We start from the raw sequence: 18,761 nt of genomic DNA on the forward strand, positions 1-18,761 counted from the left end.
AAGCTTGCATAACTAAAGCTCGCTTTTGGGTCTGTGTTAATATTATGCACCTGCATGGCTAAATTTGCTGTGCCCGTAGTTGTTACACCTACCACACGGCTAGCAACAGTAGTGCTACCCAACCAACTCGCTACATAAGGGCTAATAGCCTTACTCATTATTGGTAAACCTAATGCTGTCGTTGCAACAACGGCTCGTGGAATATTATTACCACGCTGTAATTCACTATAATTTTCAATGATAGGATCCAGTTTTTTGATACTATATTCAGCAATTGATTTGCAATGAGCATTACAATCTGCTGATTGAATAAGTAAAATTAATTCATCTTGTTGTTGAACCAAATGTTCTTTAGTGATCCTAGTTTCTATCGCTTTTTGCTGTTGTTCTGCATCGACATTATTTCCTAATTCAACTAAATGTTTCTTTTCCTCATCTGTAGAAGCAAGATAATACTTTTCAAGCCATGAAGTTATTTGTTTGGCTGTTAAATAATTATTCTCAACCACCACTTTCCCGGCTTGAGCGGCATTAGCAACGCCTGTGCTATTATCGCTGATTAAACCGCCGACAATCCCTGAAGTTAACGTTGCCCATGCACTTATATTCTGCTTTTCAGTCTCAGTCAGCTCTTCGGGGGTTTTGCCATAAAGTGAGTGCGATAAAATACCCACTATTTCCCCTGTCATTGCGCCAGAAGCTTGCACTACTGCATTCTCACCGTTTGCCAACGCAAGGCCTGCATTGAGTAATCCGTGCGTTATCGTGCGCTGAATATCACTTTCAACACTATTACCTTGAATTTGGTTTTTCACTTCATTAGCAAAATAAGGGGCGGAACCATTAGCAATCGCGATAACAATATTGTTGCCCATTACACCTTGCGTAAATGCGGTAATAGCTTGAATTGCACGGGTATATTTACCGCCCGTACCAAAGTCGGATTGGTTAGTATAATCCTGTAAGGCTTGCTGGAAGAGGTGATTCTGAATATCACGCTCAGTAACGTTATCGTTGGTTTCTGAAAGGGCTTGATAGAGATTGTCGTAAGCCGTATCAGAAAGATTATCGAGTGTTGAATCAGCTTTCGCTTGGTTCGTACCACGAATAGTGTCCACCGTGGTGGCTAAGTCGATAACTTGCGCCCCAATTTCGCCCACCAACTGTTGTTTTTGTTGGCGGTTTTGCTCTTTTTCTTTGTCGAAGATTTTATTTAACGTGCTGTGAGCATTATCGGTATCTTGGCTTAATTGCGCGATATCTTGCTGTTGATTATCGGTATCACGCACTATCCATGTTGCCAGTGCATCAGAAAGGTTATTAGCAGATAATGCGGTTAATGTATTTATTACAAATGAATATAAATCCAACTTAGTCCATAACTGACTATCAGTGATAAGAGTATGAATAGGTTAGGGTTATAGGTTAGAACACACTACACCCTCTCTTACAAAACTGGACCGTTGTGAAGTGGTCAACTAAATCTGGGCATCAGAAAGTGTGTAAGGTAAATACACCGAATTATTTACAACACCTGTAAGTTGACGATTAAAAAAGAAATCCCAACACTTTGAAATACTTTCCACCGTTGGGATTTTCTTTAAAACTCATCAATAAGGCATTCCATACGAACCTTCTAGTGATTCATATAACTTTACCGCCACGTCACCTTCCGCAATATATTCAACATCAATGGGTTCTAGCTGAATTTGAGGATTAGTATAATCTGCTTCTAAAAATTGACGATACTGTTCCAGCACATAAAGAATTTGTTCAATTGTGAGTATAACCTGCTGTTCAATTACATACTCACAACCGATAAAAACTTTATCTTGTACAGCTAAAACCCAATGGGCGTTCCCCATACCGAAGCAACCATCTGCTAATTTTCCTTCAATAAAATCAGAAAAATTTCTTATCCAAATATCAATTGAGTTAATAGAATATTGGATATCATCGGACAACCAAGCAGCTATTTCACAAACTCCATAACCTTGTTTTGGTATTCTTCTAATATCTTCATTAGTGTTCATACCAGATGGAGCATAATGTTGATGGAATTGGCTCCATCTTAAGTATATTTTTCTGCTATACATATCATTGTTTCCTACCATTATATACTGGCCAAGCAGTTGCACCTGTTCCATCGGGTTTTCCATAATACCCTTCAATTTTAACTCCCGAGGACGATACCCCTTGCCATACTTCCTTTCTAAGAGAATCTGGTGATGAATTTTTAAATGCACTCTCTATTTCCTGAGCGGTTTGTCGCTTAGACCAATGTTCAGGGAAAAATGTTGTTTCACTTTGCTTTTTTATCCATTTTCCTGTTACTTCATTTCTTACTGATATATACCCTTTTGAGACACCATTTATATCTGGTATAGCTGTCCATTTATCAACCCTTACATTTGGATCTCTTAAATAATGGCCTCCACCTGCTTTTTGAAAACCATTTTTATATACTTTTACTTCTCCATTAAGAATATGATCCATTCGTATATAGGCTGTTTTGAAGTCATTGCCACCTTGCTCCTGAATTAATTCTAAAGGCGTAGATGATGGTTTAAAATCATATAGATATTCACCGCCTTCCCACTTCGGAATTGACTGCCCTCCTTTAACAAATGCCAAATAGGTTTTTGCTGCTATAAATTGAAGAGCTTTCGCTGTTGTAGTCGGTGGAGTACTTCCCACTATTTCAGCTGCTTTTTCTAGTGTCATCTCTTGTTGTGTTAAAAACACATCAAGCGGTATACCCGTAATATTTCCCCATGCAATCATTATCCCTAAAGCCGGATCTTGCCCCTCTGGGTGGACTCCTTTCGTCGCTCTTGTTAACGCAGTATTGATGTCCTCTATACTATTATCATTTTGTGCCATCGAAATAGCCAGTGATGACATGGCTTGCCCATAATCGGCCATTCCTGAAGGTAGATCTTTAGGACCAAATACATTATTCTCAACCACCACTTTCCCTGCTTGGGCGGCATTGGCAACGCCTGTACTATTATCGCTGATTAAACCGCCGACAATCCCAGAAGTTAACGTTGCCCATGCACTTATATTCTGCTTTTCAGTCTCAGTCAGCTCTTCGGGGGTTTTGCCATAAAGTGAGTGCGATAAAATACCCACTGTTTCCCCTGTCATTGCGCCAGAGGCTTGCACTACTGCATTCTCACCTTTTGCTAACGCAAGGCCTGCATTGAGTAATCCGTGCGCTATCGTGCGCTGAATATCACTTTCAACACTGTTACCTTGAATTTGGTTTTTCACTTCATTAGCAAGATAAGGGGCGGAACCATTAGCAATCGCGGTAACAATATTGTTGCCCATTACACCTTGCGTAAATGCGGTAATGGCTTGGATTGCGCGGGTGTATTTACCCCCCGAACCAAAGTCGGATTGGTTAGTATAATCCTGTAAGGCTTGCTGGAAGAGGTGATTCTGAATATCACGTTCAGTAACGTTATCGTTAGTTTCTGAAAGGGCTTGATAGAGATTGTCGTAAGCGGTATCAGAAAGATTATCGAGTTTTGAATCAGCTTTCGCTTGGTTCGTACCACGAATAGTGTCCACCGTGGTGGCTAAGTCGATAACCTGCGCCCCAATTTCGCCCACCAACTGTTGTTTTTGTTGACGGTTTTGCTCTTTTTCTTTGTCGAAGATTTTATTTAACGTGCTGTGAGCATTATCGGTATCTTGGCTTAATTGTGCGATATCTTGCTGTTGATTATCGCTATCACGCACTGTCCATGTCCCTTGTGATACCGCAGATTGAGTGGTGTTTTCAGCGCTATCACTATGGTTGCCTGCCATAGCTAATGCATGGCCCATATTCGCCAGCATATTCCCTTCAACGCCACCTGAAGTACTTACACCACCAGATTGATGCTCAACTTTATATTCTGCGTAATTATGGATATCACTAAAGCCTAATGTACCTGTATCTAACTGATTATTTTTTGCATCAGCTTTACTGCTGATCACCGCGCCATCAAGTTGGGTATGTTTACCCACAGTAAGATCAAATCCTTGATTGCCTGCAAATAAGCCGGTTTGTTCTTCCACTGAACGGTATTTACTGTCCATTTTATCGCGACTAAACGAGATATTGGCTGAACCTCCCGGTGTGCCCATCACATTGACACTACCACCCACACTTTCACTCGATTGCTTCGATTTGTAGTCATCAATGGATTGCTGGCTTTCAAGGTGTAAATCTCCACCCACTTTCGCAATAACTTTATCACCTTGAGCTTGCGCGCCTTTTAGTGTTGTATCTTGACCGCTTTGTAAGGTGAGAGTTTGCCCTGCATTTAGCGTCGTATTGGTGTAATAGGTGTGATCGCCCTCCTCAAATCCCTTACCTCGACTACCATTGGCATTAATGTTAACGCCAACACCGCCAGAGCCCACCGTCACACCAACGCCAACAGAAGCACTTTTACTTTCGTTTTTGCTGTCTGTTGTTTCTTGGTTTTGTGCTGACTGTAAATTGATATCGCGGGTAGCTATCAACGAGAGATCGTTGCCAGCTTGCAGTTCACTGCCCGTAACAGTGATATCGCCTGTTTCTTTACCTGTTGCGGTGATAGAGAGGTTTTCACCTGCACTTAAACTACTGCCTTGAGCAATATTTCGTTGGTGTATGGTTTCTGATTCAGACGAGCTTTTACCATAAGAAACATTAGCGCCAATTAACGTTGTGCTTTCATTATCTGTACCTGATTGGGCATTATCTAACGCCACAGCACCCACTGCTTGAGCCCCCGAAAGCCCAGCTTTGATACTTTGTAAGGTACTAATTTGGCTATCGTCAGTTTCTTTGGCGGCTTTGTATCCCGCAATAGCGCCATTGATAGCACTTCCTGCCGTACCGCTTAGGGCAACCGTCACACCACTTTGTTTACTTTTGGTTCGACTTAATTCGGTATAGCTATTTTCAGAAGAAGAAATATCAACAGAATCCCCAGTAAGAGATATCTCCTTTTTGGCAATCATTTCGCTGCCATCTATAGTGAGATTATCACCCGAATTTATGCGAATATTACCTTCAGTACTGCCGATTACACTGCCTTTATAAGTAATAGCACCACTGTTATTCAGCTGTTCAAAAGTTGATTTTCCGACGGTAAAACCAATACCGCCGGTACCGCCAATGCCTGATTTTTTGATCTTTTCTTCATAAGATTGGAACTCTAATTCTTGTGCCGTTGTTAGTGATAATTGATTACCTGCATCAAGATTAATATCTTGTGTTGCAATAATTTCACTGCCTTGTGCCGTTAAATTATTGCCTGCAGAAACCGAAATTTCATTCCCTTTTAATAGAGAGCCTGTTGCCTGTTTATTATGAATTTCAGCATGCGTAGTGCGTGTTTCCGATGAACCAAACGATTTGTCTTTTGTGACACCATGGGCAATTTGATCAATTGAGGAGTAACCACTATTTAGCGAAATATCATTACCTGCATGTAATCCTAACAGTCCCGTGGCTTGAATATCTGTTGCTGTAAGATGAATATCCTCACCTGATTGCAATGTAATATCACCCGCATAAAGGCGAGAGCCTATCTCTTCTTGCGTCGTTTTATGCAGATAGTTTTTACTATCCCAATCTATATTTTCTTGGCGAACCGTATTGATAGTTCCTAACTCAATATTTTCACCTGCATTTAATAAAACTCGGCTATTACCACCGGCTAAAATATCTGTTGCCGTCAGTTCTAAATTACGTGTTGCCTTTAATGCAATTTCACCATCAGGCTCAGTTAAATAAATGGCAGCGCCACGATTTATCCATTGATTAGTCTCGTCACCCTTTGTTGTTGCAGTACTAATAAGAGAATCACCGGCTTGCAAATTAACGCGACTCTGCCCTGCAATTTGGCCACCCTCATTTTTAATATCATGCAACGCTGTTAAATCAACGGTCTTTCCTTTTATAAGACCTTGGTTTATTAAATTATCTGTTGATACTTGTAATCCATTTTTACTTAAAATAGTACCTTGGTTTTTCAGCTCTGGAATATTATTTAAAATAACTTCACTACCTGAAAGCAATGCGCCACTATTTTGCAAATCACCAGGTAATACTCTGGCATAAACTTGTGGCACCAACACTTTTTCAACGGAGCCATTAGGTAAAGTGATTTCCCTGCTGGTTAATAGCACCATATCAGCCGTGATCATTGCCATTTGTTCTGGTGTTAGTGTTACACCCGGTTTAATACCAAACTCTTCACTAAAACGAATACCTGCATCCATCAATGCATGATATTGCTGCTCATTATCATTATGCCCATCTAAATATTGATTACCCGTTAATTGGATAATTTGATCGCGTACTATGCGTTGTTCATAGAAACCATCACCAATACGTTTATGTGTATTATTGTGATCAACAGATAATGCATTCTGCATATAATCTGAGCTTAACCACTCTCTTTTATTGGTAAAACGAGAGTCTGTTTCAACAATATATTGGCTATCTGTTCCTTTATTTAAGTTAAATAAACGATTCTCAGGTAATTTCAATATTGGTGCTACTGTTTGAATATTAACCTCAATAGTTTTATTTTCTGTTGGTTTATCTAATTGAGGTACTGTAATAATTTTACCAATAGGTTGTTGCACTAAAGGCTGTTTATCTACATGTTTTATTTCAGGTAGGGTTAAATTTGGCTGATTAATTTCAGTTTGTTTAATTTCAGTAATAGAAACTTCATCACCTACTTTTAAAGCTTTATTTTCAGCCGTTTTTTGCTCAATAGTTCCATCAAGTTTTTTTGTCTCTATCTTCCCTGATAAGATAAAATCATTTTGTTCAGTCAATAAATTATCTTGATGTTGTGTTAACGACAATTCATTAGCTAATTTCTCGGTACTTTTATCTAAGGTAATAGAAGCAATATTTTCAGTATGAACATCAATACTCTTTTCTTTAATAGTTAGAAGACCAAATCTTGGCTTAGCCGATATAATAACTTCATCAGTTTTACTTGCTTCTGGACGTTTATCTGACGTTTGATTACTGTTTTCTTTATATTCTAATAAGCCCAATGGCAAATCAGTAACCACTTCAAACGGCCCATATTGAGAATGTGAAGTAGAGCTACTTTTTTTCTTACCTCCTCTACGCTTACCTGGGCGTTTATGCTTTATTGCTGTACCTTCATGGTATTCAATATGTTGCCCAGCAGTTTCCTGATTATTAATATGCATTCCATCAATAATCAGTTTTCCGCCAGCAATAATATGGCTATCTATATTATTTAAATTATCACCTTTTAGAGTGATATCTTTGCCCGCTAATATTAATGCGGGATCACGGTGTAATAATTTAGATTCTTCTGTAACGATATTATATTTAAATTCATAAAAATCTTTATATTGTCTACCATTAACATGTAATAAATGTTCACGCGTATTGATGTTGTACCAAATTTTTTCATCATCAGCGTCAAATTTATCACTACTGTAATCAACACCAAATTGATACATTGGAATTTCAGACACTTTTTCAGGATCACTTATTTTTAAATAGAGATCACGATTATTAATTTCTGAAATATGGGCAAACAAATTCCCATTTGCTTCAATTGATGCACTTTCATTATTAAGGACATCAGCAGCGATACTTTCTGGCAGATTTTCGGTATCAAAACCAGCAATTGCCATATCATCGCCACTATAAATCAGGGCATGATTACGATTATTTATCGTATTACTGAAAAGTTGTAAATTTTCACGAGATGCTAATACTGGCGCAATCTCATCAAGTTTCGCACTATTATCAAATTGCTGACTTTTTATATAAATATTATCGCCATATATACGACCACCAACTTGGTTATAGATTGTCGTTGCAATTAAGGAAAGTTTTCCTCCAAAGGCATCAATCAATCCTGTATTGTGCAGATTATCTGATACTGTAATCGCTAGATTTTTAGCACTCACTTCACCATTACGTTTTTCATACTCATCAGCACTTCTTGCAATACGTGCTGTAATGATCTCATTATTTTTTACAGGTTCATAATTAGTAAAGCTTGTTGCTTTCAGTGAAAGTTGCTCACCTGCATAAATAAATCCACGATTATCAATTCTTTGTTCTGAAGAAAATATTAATGAGTCTTGAGCTTTAATTGTGGCATTTTCATCTAATACAAAAGCATTCTTGAGCTGAATTTCACTGTTACCTCCCGAGATAACGTCACCATCGCCGGTTAAATTTTCAGCCCATAAGCGAAGCTGTGACGTTGTAGCTAACAGCCCTTTTTTATTATCAATGGCTAAGTTATTTTTTGGTGATCCACCTATAGTTAATTCATTTGCAGAAATCAAACCACTTTGATTATTTAGTTTTTCTGCTGGTATTAATTTTAATAATTCACTCGCCTGAATAACACCTTGATGGTTAAGGAGTTCATTAGTTGAAATATGAATATTACTTGCCTTTAGTCCTAATTCATCATTTTGAGTTTGTTGGTTATCTAATTTCTGAGCATTGAGGACTAACAAGCCTTGAGATTGAACTTGCCCTAATTGGTTATTAAAACCTTGCTCCAACGTAATATTGGTATTATTTCCGCTAACAATACTTCCGTTTTTGTTATTTACACTATTTCCTTGAATAACAAAATCTTTTTTAGATAACAATGTTCCTTGTTGATTATCTAATGCTTGTCCATTTAATTGAATATTAAGCTTTTCAATTGCTTGAATATAGCCTTTTTGATTGTTTAAGGTGCCAATATTTAATTGTGTTTCCGTACCACTAATTACGTTACCTTTAGTATTAATTAGTATTTTTTTATTTGTATTTACTGATAGCTGATTATCGGACTGTAATAATCCTTCTGTATTATCTAATTTTTGAGCACTAATTTTTAAAGTCGATTTTGCATATAATGTACCTTGATTATTCTGTAAATCAGCACTATTAATCGTTACCGAATTATTTGCAGTAATGCTACCGTATTGATTATCTAATATGCCGCTTTTTAGCCAAATATTATTAGAAGAAACTAAATTACCTTCACGATTATTGAATAGAGAATCACCATGATTTATTTTTAATAAACCCAAAGATGAGACTTTTCCTTGAAAATTATTTAGTTGGGAAGTTGTTAAATCTGTTTTTCCCCCAACAGTGACTAACCCCTGTTGGTTATTGATTTTTTCAAGGCTAGTTAGATCTAAATTTCCGACTACTGAAATTAATCCTTCCTGATTATTAAGTTGTTTAACTTTCAGGTTAAGATCATCTTTAGCAACAATACCTGAAGTTGCTTTATTATCAGTATTCTTTAATTCGCCATCAGCATAAATTGTTAATGCTTTTTCCGCATAAATCAGACCTTGATTATTATTAACATCTTTTGTTTGTAATTTCAGCTTATCACTATTACTTGCAATAGTGCCTTTTGTGTTATCGAGTTGTTTTGCTGTAATATCAGCATATTGATTAGATGCAATCTTTCCAAAGTGATTAATCAAATCACCACTATTTATAACCAGTTTAGCTAAGGTACTTATTGTTCCATTTTGGTTATTAATTTTTTGTTGTTGTGCTTTAATGATTAAGTCATTTTTCGCAGTAATTACACCTTTCTTGTTTTCAATTTCTGCTGTGGTCAGATTTAACTTACCATATTGACTACCAAGCTGTGCTTGGTTATTAATCAATTTACCACTTGTGATATTAACGTTATCGTCCGAAACTAATCGTCCTTGAGTATTAATTATATCACCCGTTTTTAGTATCAACGGACCTTTACTAATAATACCTTTAGTCAAGGTTTGGCTATTATCTAATTGATTACTTTGAGTATCTAATGAGAAATAGCCTGCCGAATAAAGTGTCCCTTTTTGATTATTTAGTGCTTGTGTTACTAATTTAAGGCCATTAGATTGACTGGCAATTTCGCCATTTTGATTATTTAATCCAAAACTATTAAGTAATAGTGATTTTGCAGAAAATAGATATCCAGACTGGTTATTTAATTTTCCCGTATATAAATTAAGTGTACCTTGGCTAATCACACCTGCATTAGATAAAGAGTTACTATTATCAAATTCATTATCATGAGTGGTAATAGTTAGATTATTATTAGCACTAATTAATCCATTTTGATTATTAATAGCCAGACTTTCAATAGAAACACTCTCTTGCAAGCTCCCTATTTTTCCTTTTTTATTATTAATATCTTGAGTAAAAAGGGATTGCTTTGCTGTCGATATTATTTTTCCATCTTCATTAATAAAATCACCTACATGGATCGTTAACTCTCCTTTGCTAATAATACCGCCACTCTCTTTTGTGTGACTATTATCAAAATGTTGATCATGAGTGTTAATTTCTACATTTTTTATCCCCCTGATTAAGCCTGAATTATTAATTATTTCACCACTATTGATAGTGATATTGTCAGACTGGCTAACTATTACACCCTGCTGATTATCTATTTTCTGTTTGTGGGTATTAATATCCAATAAGGAAAAAGCACTTATTAATCCTGAAGAATTAAATAATGATTGACTGTTTACTATTAATTTTTCAGCTTGGCTTGCTATTGTGCCTTGCTGATTATTAATTTCATTCAAAGATAGCTGATTATCTTTTTTGGCAATCAAACGCCCCTGTTGGTTATCAAAATTTTTCGCTGTAATTTCAATATTACCATGGCTAATAATACCTAGCTCATCAACTGTTTCATTATTACTGAGTGACTCTTTTAGTATTATTTTGAGTTCTTCTGATGCGTAAACTAATCCTTTGTTATTATTAAGCTGATTTCCTGTTAAGGTTAGATTATTTTGTAAACTAGCTAGTCTTCCTTGTTCACTATTTAATATATTAAAAGTTATCTTTGCTAAGCCTTCAGCACTTAAGTTACCTTGCACATTAAAAATATTACCTGCATTTAATAATAAATTTCCTTTGGTCAAGATCCCCTTATTATTCTTAGTATCGCTGTTATCAATATCATGATCTTGAGTATTAACAAGCATGTTTTTAAGAGAATAAATCAACCCAGATATATTATTTATAGCCGTTGAGTCTACCGTTAACATGCCATTATCAGCAGATATAATTCCATTATTATTAATTATTTTTTGCTGATGAGTATCAATATTCAGGTCAGTTTTAGCAATTAAATGACCTTTTTCATTATTTAATTCACCACTTTTTAAGATAATATTTTTTTGACTAACAATACCACCACTTTGGCTAGTATCAGTATTATTAATAGTATATTTATTGGAATCTAACTCTAAAGTACTTTGTGCTGATATAACACCATAACGGTTATCAATTTTATAGGTATTTAGTGTTACTGATGATTTTTCACTCCCTAAACGCCCTTTGTAGTTAATTAAATCACCCTGAGATAAAATACCGACACTATTTTTCCCAATAATTTCGCCTAATGTATTATTAAATTGGCCATTATTTTCAATCCTAATACTACCACGTCCTTCTATTTTTCCTTCTGTATTATCTATATTATTATCGGAGGTTACCGTGATAGCTTTATTTGAGGAAATCTGCCCTCGAGCATTATTTAAGCTGTTTGTCGTTATATCTAAAGAATGAGTGCTGGATATTTGACCTTGTTGGTTATTTAAATCTCCATCACTCGTAATATTAATTGTATTTTTACCAACTAATTTACCTTTAGTATTATCTATTGCACCGCTTTCAATCGTAAGGTTATGCTTACTAAAAATTTGGCTACTATTTTGTTGGCTTTGATTACTTAAATGTTCACCTTGTGTATTAATAGTAATATCATAAGCACTGATTGAGCCATCATCATTATTTATTGCTTTACTAGTAATAGATAAATTATTATTTAGACTACCTAAAATTCCTTGTTTATTAATAAGATCACTACTTTCTAATATTAATTTTTCACCAGAAACAATACGCCCTTTGGTGCTATCAATATTTCCACTAGTAATAGTTAATAACCCTTGTGCTTCAATACCTTGGTCGTTCTCTTTCGTAAAGTGATTGGTCAATTTATCACTTAACGTTAATAGCAAATTTTTAGAAGAAAAGAGATGGCCTTGAGTATTATCTAACGATAATCCTTTAAATGTTAAACTTGATAATTCACTAACAATTTTACCTGTATTGTTTTTTACAGTTTGGGTGGTTAAATTTATAGCTTGCTTAGCAAGCATTTGTCCTTTTTGATTATCAAGCTCTCCACTCTCTAGTGTTAATTTTCCTTGACTAACAATACCACCACTCTTTTTTGTCTCACGATTATTGATTATTTGCTGATGGCTATTAATTGTTAAATCTTTACCTGTAATAATTAACCCTTGTTGATTATTAATTTCACCCGTTTTTAAATCTGCACCTTCAGTTAAACTTATTTTCCCTAATTGGTTAATCAAGGTAAATTTACCTGTGTTCAGATCTAACGTTTTTCCATCAATAATACCTTGCCCGTTATCTAGCCCTTCTGTTGTTAACAATACGGTTTTTCCGCCAATATCACCTTTATAGTTATCTAAAACACCCGTATTTAATTGTAGTTTTTGACTGGCCTGAATACCTTGATTATCTTGTGTATCCCGATTAATAAGCTTTTGTTTATTAGTATTTATTGTAATATTTAATGCGTGTATTAATCCTGAAGTATTATTCCAGCCTTGAGTCTCAGCAGTAAAATTCGCCTTAGTTACTATTTGACCTTTTAAGTTATTGACTGTTTTTCCTTGTAAGTCAATTGTTTTTCTGGCATTAATAACGCCTTGAATATTATTAATATTTCCTGTTAGTAAATTTAATGCGATACGGCTAATTATGCCGCCTGAATGCTGGGTATTTTGATTATTTAATGTATATCCTTTGGTATCAATCCACATGTTACTTTCAGATTGGATACTACCTTCACTATTATCGATACCTTTTGCTGTAAAATGGAGCGTATCTTGAGCAAGAATAATGCCTTTCTTATTATTCGCCTCGTTACTCAACATTATATTTAATGTATTCGCACCAATTTCACCTTGCTGATTGTTCAATCGATCTGCTTGGATTTGACTATCTTCAGACGTAATAATCTTACCTGAATGATTATTCAGCTCATTCATTAAGGTAAGTGAAATATTTTTTTCAGCCTGTACAAGACCTTTTGAATTATCTAATTGACCTGCATCGATTTTATTCTGAGCAGTTGCAATTAATTTACCTTCAGTATTGATCAAGTCTTGTTGCGTTGTTATAGCAAGATCATTATTTAATGTTCTGATTTCGCCTTGATTATTATTAATTATACTTGCTTTAAGCGTTAACTGATCTTGAGTCTGGATTTTACCTTGTTGATTACTGAGTGTTTGTTTAACTGTAATAAATGTTGTCTTATCTCCTGTTTGCTTTAAGGTCGCATTATCATGATTCAGATTAGTTGCAGTAATAGTTATATTATCAGCCTGCGTTGTTGCATTTTCTAAATCAAGCAGTTGACCTTGTAAAGATAAGTCTCCTGCTGATAATAATGTTCCTTCTCTTCCAGAAAGATGCTGGGTTTCTATAGCTAATAATCCTTGTTTGGGTAAAGAAATAATACCTTGCTGGTTATTCAGTTCGGTTGTTTTTACAATTAATTGATTACCTAAACTTTGAATATTTCCTTTTTGGTTTTTTAATATTTGGTTGTTAAAAGTCAGCACACCTCGTGCGTTAATTTCACCTTGTTGATTATTTAACTCATTTGCATTGAAAGATAACTCACGAGAGCCTGTTTGTGTAATTTTCCCCTTGGTATTATCAATCAATTGAGGTGCCATAAGTGAAACCGTCTCACCTTTAATTTCACCGTGACGATTTGAGATATAAGTACCCGCATCAAGCACTATATTTTCAGCATTAACCTGAGCTGAGTCAGAAGTTACGTGGCCTTCTGCCGCTTTTACTTGCAGTGATTTACCCTGAGTATGACTATTTGAAAGATCAATACTCTTAGCATTAAAAGCAATATTACTACTACTTAAATGTTGGCCCGCAGAATTTAATTCGTCCTTTATATTTAATGTCAACGTTGCAGGTTTTGAGATATTACCTTTATTATCAACGCCAGCACCTAACTGGCTTTTTTTCTCTGCCAAATAGTTTTTAGCATCAATCTGAATATTTTCTTGTGCAAGAAATTTACCTGCTTCCGCTTGAGAAACAGTTCCTTTTGCATCAACTTGAATATTATTTTTAGCTTGTAACGTACCACTATTTGCTAAATGGTTTTCAACAGTAACATTTAGGTTTTGCTTACCAACGATAGACCCCTGATTGTTAAGGCTCGTTGTTTTTATATCTAATTCTGAATAAGATTGGATTTTACCACTATTAACTAACTGCCCATTTTCATTAAGAGTTAAACCACCAATATCAGCACCAATTTCTCCAGCATTACGTACACCTACACCATGCTCAGTACCAACAAGCTTTATTTTATTAGCATACATACCACCAACCAGTGCAACATCGATTGCATAGTCAGTTTGTTTTTCAGCTTTATCATCCTGATTTACAATATTACCTTCGTTATCTAATATATTTTTCCCTGTCGTAATTTCTAATTTATTAGCTTGAAGACGTGAGTTTACTTCTACCGCTCGCGCTAAAATACGCGTGTAATCACTCGCTGTATCATTTAATCCATTTCCTGAAATAACAATTTTACCATTGTTAATTTCATATCCAGTAATTGCACCATCTTGCGTTAGTGCATTACCGGCAACTAATGTGGTATTTACTGCATTAATAAAGCCACAACCTTGGCAACTGATCCCTGCTGGATTCGCAATAATAATTTCAGCACGTTGACCTGCAACCTCAATAAAACCATTTAACTGGCTCGGATTTTGGCTATTAATTTCATTTAAAATAACTTTAGCTTCACCATTAACGAGCCAAGGATTGCCTGTTATCATTCCTGCTAACTGAGTTTGCGTATCTTGCAAGCTGTTATTTAAAATTGCGCCCTTATTATCGACATCAAATTGTGTAAATTGGTTACGAGAAACACCATGTTGATTCGGTTGCTGAATGTTAACTTGAGCAAGCCCATTACTTGTTTGTAATACCGTTGCTTGTTGATTTTGGGGCGCATGTTGATCAGCAATAATTTGACTTGCTTGTGCTGAAAAACTCACTAATCCCTGCATTAGCAGTAAAATAAAGGCCACACTATTAAGTGATGTACGAATAGGCGATGAAATAATATTATTTCGTTTATTATTTTCACCACTTGATTTAGTTAATTCAGAAACGACAACCATTAACTGTCGTGTACGATTATAAATAACGCGATAACATAATTTATTCATGTGTTAGATCCTTGCCATCAAAACAACAAAATTTTATTTAATTATTATTTTTTATTTAATATTTGAGTTAATTCTGTATTTTAATAATTAAAATTAATACTAAACCCCAAATTAATATGATCCGTTTTAAAGCTATCAGGTTTAGATAATGGTATGCCAATAAATGAATCATATTTTATTGTGGATGAAAATAACGAACCTTTTATACCCACAACACCACCAGCAAGATGTTTACCTAATAATCGAGGATTATCCGTATTTGTTTTTAACTCACCATAGTCCGCACCAAGGTAAATAAACTGTTCTGTTGCAGGATATCGCCAACTCAATGTATTTTGTAAAAACCAACCTTCATTTGCACTGAGCGTTCTTTCACCATCAAATCCACGAATAGACCAACGATTACCAATTGCAAATTGATCAATGGGGGTTAATGCATCGTGAGTCATTTGTTTGCGATAGCTTGCTTGGTATTTAAATTGCTGTTGGGCAATAGATATTGGAATATCTAATTCAGCTCGCCACGTTAAAATATTCGCTTTATCTGTTGCATAGTAATTATCAAAATACTTTTCTTCGTAAGCCGCCATTGAACCAAACCAGCGAGTTCCTTTTTGGTAATTTATACTACCGTCCAAAGTCCCAAAGCTAAAATATTGACGATGCGAGAGATTCACTAGCCAATGGCTCACTCGTCGGCGTTGTATTTCAATTTCGGTATTATCAATATAATTTCGTAATACTTTTGCTTGAACACCATAACGTAATGTTGTTTTACTATTTTGATTACGAAAGAGAATGTATGACACACCTGCATTAACGCTATCACTTTCTCCTGAATAGAGGATATCTTTAATATGGCCTGCTACTGTCTGAGAGTAATCATATTTAGAGGCGTTAATATCGAATAACCAATAGCCAAAAGGCACTGAATAATGCGCCATAATATTTTGATTATTCTTACTACCAACAAAGTCTAAATCACGTTCTGTTGATAAATAGAACAAATCACTCAGCGCTAAAGGATTATCTAGTGCGAACATTAAACCACCTTGATAACGCCCTGTTGCAGGTGATCCGGCATCATTTATCCACAATGAAGTATGCCAGAAACGAGATTGTTTTCGCTTTATCACAATGTCGCTTTCGCCTGCATTTTCACCTGGCTTAATTTCCATTTCTGCACTAACAACCGGTAATCGTTGCAGATTTTCTAACCCTTGTTCAATATCTCGTAAATCGAGTAGTTGTTTTTTATGTGCAGGCATACTGGTATACAGCAAGGCGTATTTATCAGAGTCATCTGTAAACTTAACATTGCGAATAATGCCGGGAACTATTGTTAGATATAAAGTTCCGCGACTAATATCTTGTTCAGGTACAACAATACGCGTGGTGATCCACCCATGCATTAATAGCCGATTTTGCATACGGGTCACTAAAGCGTTTATTCCTTTTACCCCCAAACATTGTCCTATAAATTCAGTTTTTAAAAGGGATAAATTAACCCAATGGGGAATAACTTCGGCATTTGTTATTTCAATGTGCTCTATTTGGAAGCAAAGCTTTTCTTCTGTCTTATTCTCTGTTTCTTCATATTTGCCAATATCAAAATATATATTAGGTATTTCAGGTGTTAATTGTTGGTAAAGCGCTTCTTGTTGGCTTTGATTATGCTGTTGTTGCTGATTAAAGATTTCAGTCGCTTTTTCAGAAGCATCTGCTGAAGATATGGGAATATTAAATAGCGTAAAAAACACCCATAAATTTAAAAAGAGTATAATTTTTTTCATATTGTGCAATAAATAGAGTGTGTGATTTTAATTGTATTTAAGATACATCTAATCTTTAACATTATTAATATTAAAATATATAAAGTAAATATCAAAAAACGAATAACAAATAAAATACCGCAACTTTGACAATATAAAGATTAAAAAAATCAACTTATGTTAAAAAATTAGCCTTATATAACAAAAGAAATCACTTAATAAATTAATTAATATTAATCTTAATTAATTATAAAAATTAAAATAAATTGTACTTTAAATTAAATCATAGCCTTTTATTTAGTTTAAATAACTTGAATTGAAATAATTTATTCATTATTGAAATGCCTATTCGAGTTAAAATAAACTCTTAGCTTAAATCAATAGAAATAAAAATATCTTCCATAAAAAAGTGGACCTTAAGGTCCACTTTTATTTTTCTTTTCTAACTTTGTGATTTTTATCCACGGACAAAAATATTCACATCTACTTTTCCACGGTATTCACCTGCTTTTGTCCCATCTGGTTTGCAAAGAGCCCATTTGATACCAAATATATCAGGTTGATTATTCCCCATATTGGTTCCACTTAGCTCAATATCAGTATTATTGAACTTTAATAAGTTGTTATTATTTTCATCAGCACATTTTAAGTTCGGTGTTGAAGTTTGCTTATAAGGTAATCCTATAACCCAAGGCTTTTTGTTAGATACAGTACCATTAATAGGAGCTAAGACTAATTTATTTACATTACTTGGATCTAAACTTCCCTCTTTAATCACCGCTGACATATTTACAGGGTTACCTGTACCACCACAGGATAATGTAAATACAGAGTCTTTAATGACTTCATTTGTAAATGTCATATTTTCATTAATTTGTTGATTAGATACCCCAGTAACAGCACAAGAACGTTTTACTGTTACATCAGCAATTACGTTAACTTGTGCAAAAAAGTCACCACTAGCACTCCGACCAAAACTACCTACATAAAAAGGAGTGCCTTTATACGTTAACTTACCTGGCGTTAAATTAGCATCAATATAAACAGGAAATGAACTTGGAGTTGTGACACTAACAACTTTTGAGCCACCACCAGGAACTGTTGTCGTTGCATAATTATGTGGCACAAAACATACATTAATGCTAGATGATTCTTTATCAACGAGACTACTATTCACCCGAAAAAATTGCCCCGAATAAGCACTTTGATAATTAGAACTAAAATTAGATAAACTGACATTGAAGTTAAATTGTGGTGTTACATAAACTGCCGTACTTGTATTATTGGAATGCGTTAATTTTAGACCGTATTTATTAGTTTGCCCTGGAATTTTAGAAACAAATGTAGCATCACATCTTGTTTTTGACTGACTTAAAGAAATAATCGCATACTTAGTATCCCAAGAAGAGTTACTGCTATTATCATAAACAGGACTCCCTGGAAAACTACTATTCCCAGTCAATGTACCATTTATATATTGAACTTGTGTAGGGCTAATATTCATATCAATCACCCCAGTTAAGCTTAATGTCATAGCCCCCCTATCTGTTCCAGCTAAAACATTAAATGACGAAGTCATTAATACTGAAGTTAGTGATGCCATCATTAAATTACGCATTTTCATTGTTATGCATCCAC

General features: G+C 35.0%; 5 protein-coding genes. All 5 read right to left on the reverse strand.

Translation table 11 applies throughout. From position 1 onward, the window contains the following. A partial coding sequence (locus tag DK857_RS16120; RefSeq protein WP_167394847.1) for a VENN motif pre-toxin domain-containing protein occupies positions 1-1,370 on the reverse strand: 1,370 nt, incomplete at its 3' end. A 240-nt stretch (positions 1,371-1,610) separates the two neighbouring features. After that, the gene (locus DK857_RS16125; RefSeq protein ID WP_226893907.1) at positions 1,611-2,147 is read right to left on the reverse strand and encodes a hypothetical protein; all 537 of its coding nucleotides are present in this window, start codon (positions 2,145-2,147) and stop codon (positions 1,611-1,613) included. Then, positions 2,098-15,351 carry a hemagglutinin repeat-containing protein gene (locus DK857_RS16130; RefSeq protein ID WP_109402720.1) on the reverse strand — a complete coding sequence of 4,418 codons (13,254 nt, stop codon included), beginning with the start codon at positions 15,349-15,351 and terminating at the stop codon, positions 2,098-2,100. Before DK857_RS16130 ends, DK857_RS16125 begins: the two co-directional genes overlap by 50 nt. Before the next feature lie 80 nt (positions 15,352-15,431). Then, a complete protein-coding gene (locus tag DK857_RS16135; protein WP_109402721.1) occupies positions 15,432-17,144 on the reverse strand; it encodes a ShlB/FhaC/HecB family hemolysin secretion/activation protein in 1,713 nt (570 codons plus the stop codon). Between the two features lie 436 nt (positions 17,145-17,580). Continuing rightward, entirely contained in the window at positions 17,581-18,747 is a 1,167-nt protein-coding gene (locus DK857_RS16140) for a hypothetical protein (RefSeq protein WP_109393703.1), read from the reverse strand. Between the last annotated feature and the right edge of the window lie 14 nt (positions 18,748-18,761).

The sequence above is a fragment of the Proteus terrae genome (genome assembly GCF_003144325.1).
GTDB classification, from domain to species: Bacteria; Pseudomonadota; Gammaproteobacteria; order Enterobacterales; family Enterobacteriaceae; genus Proteus; species Proteus terrae.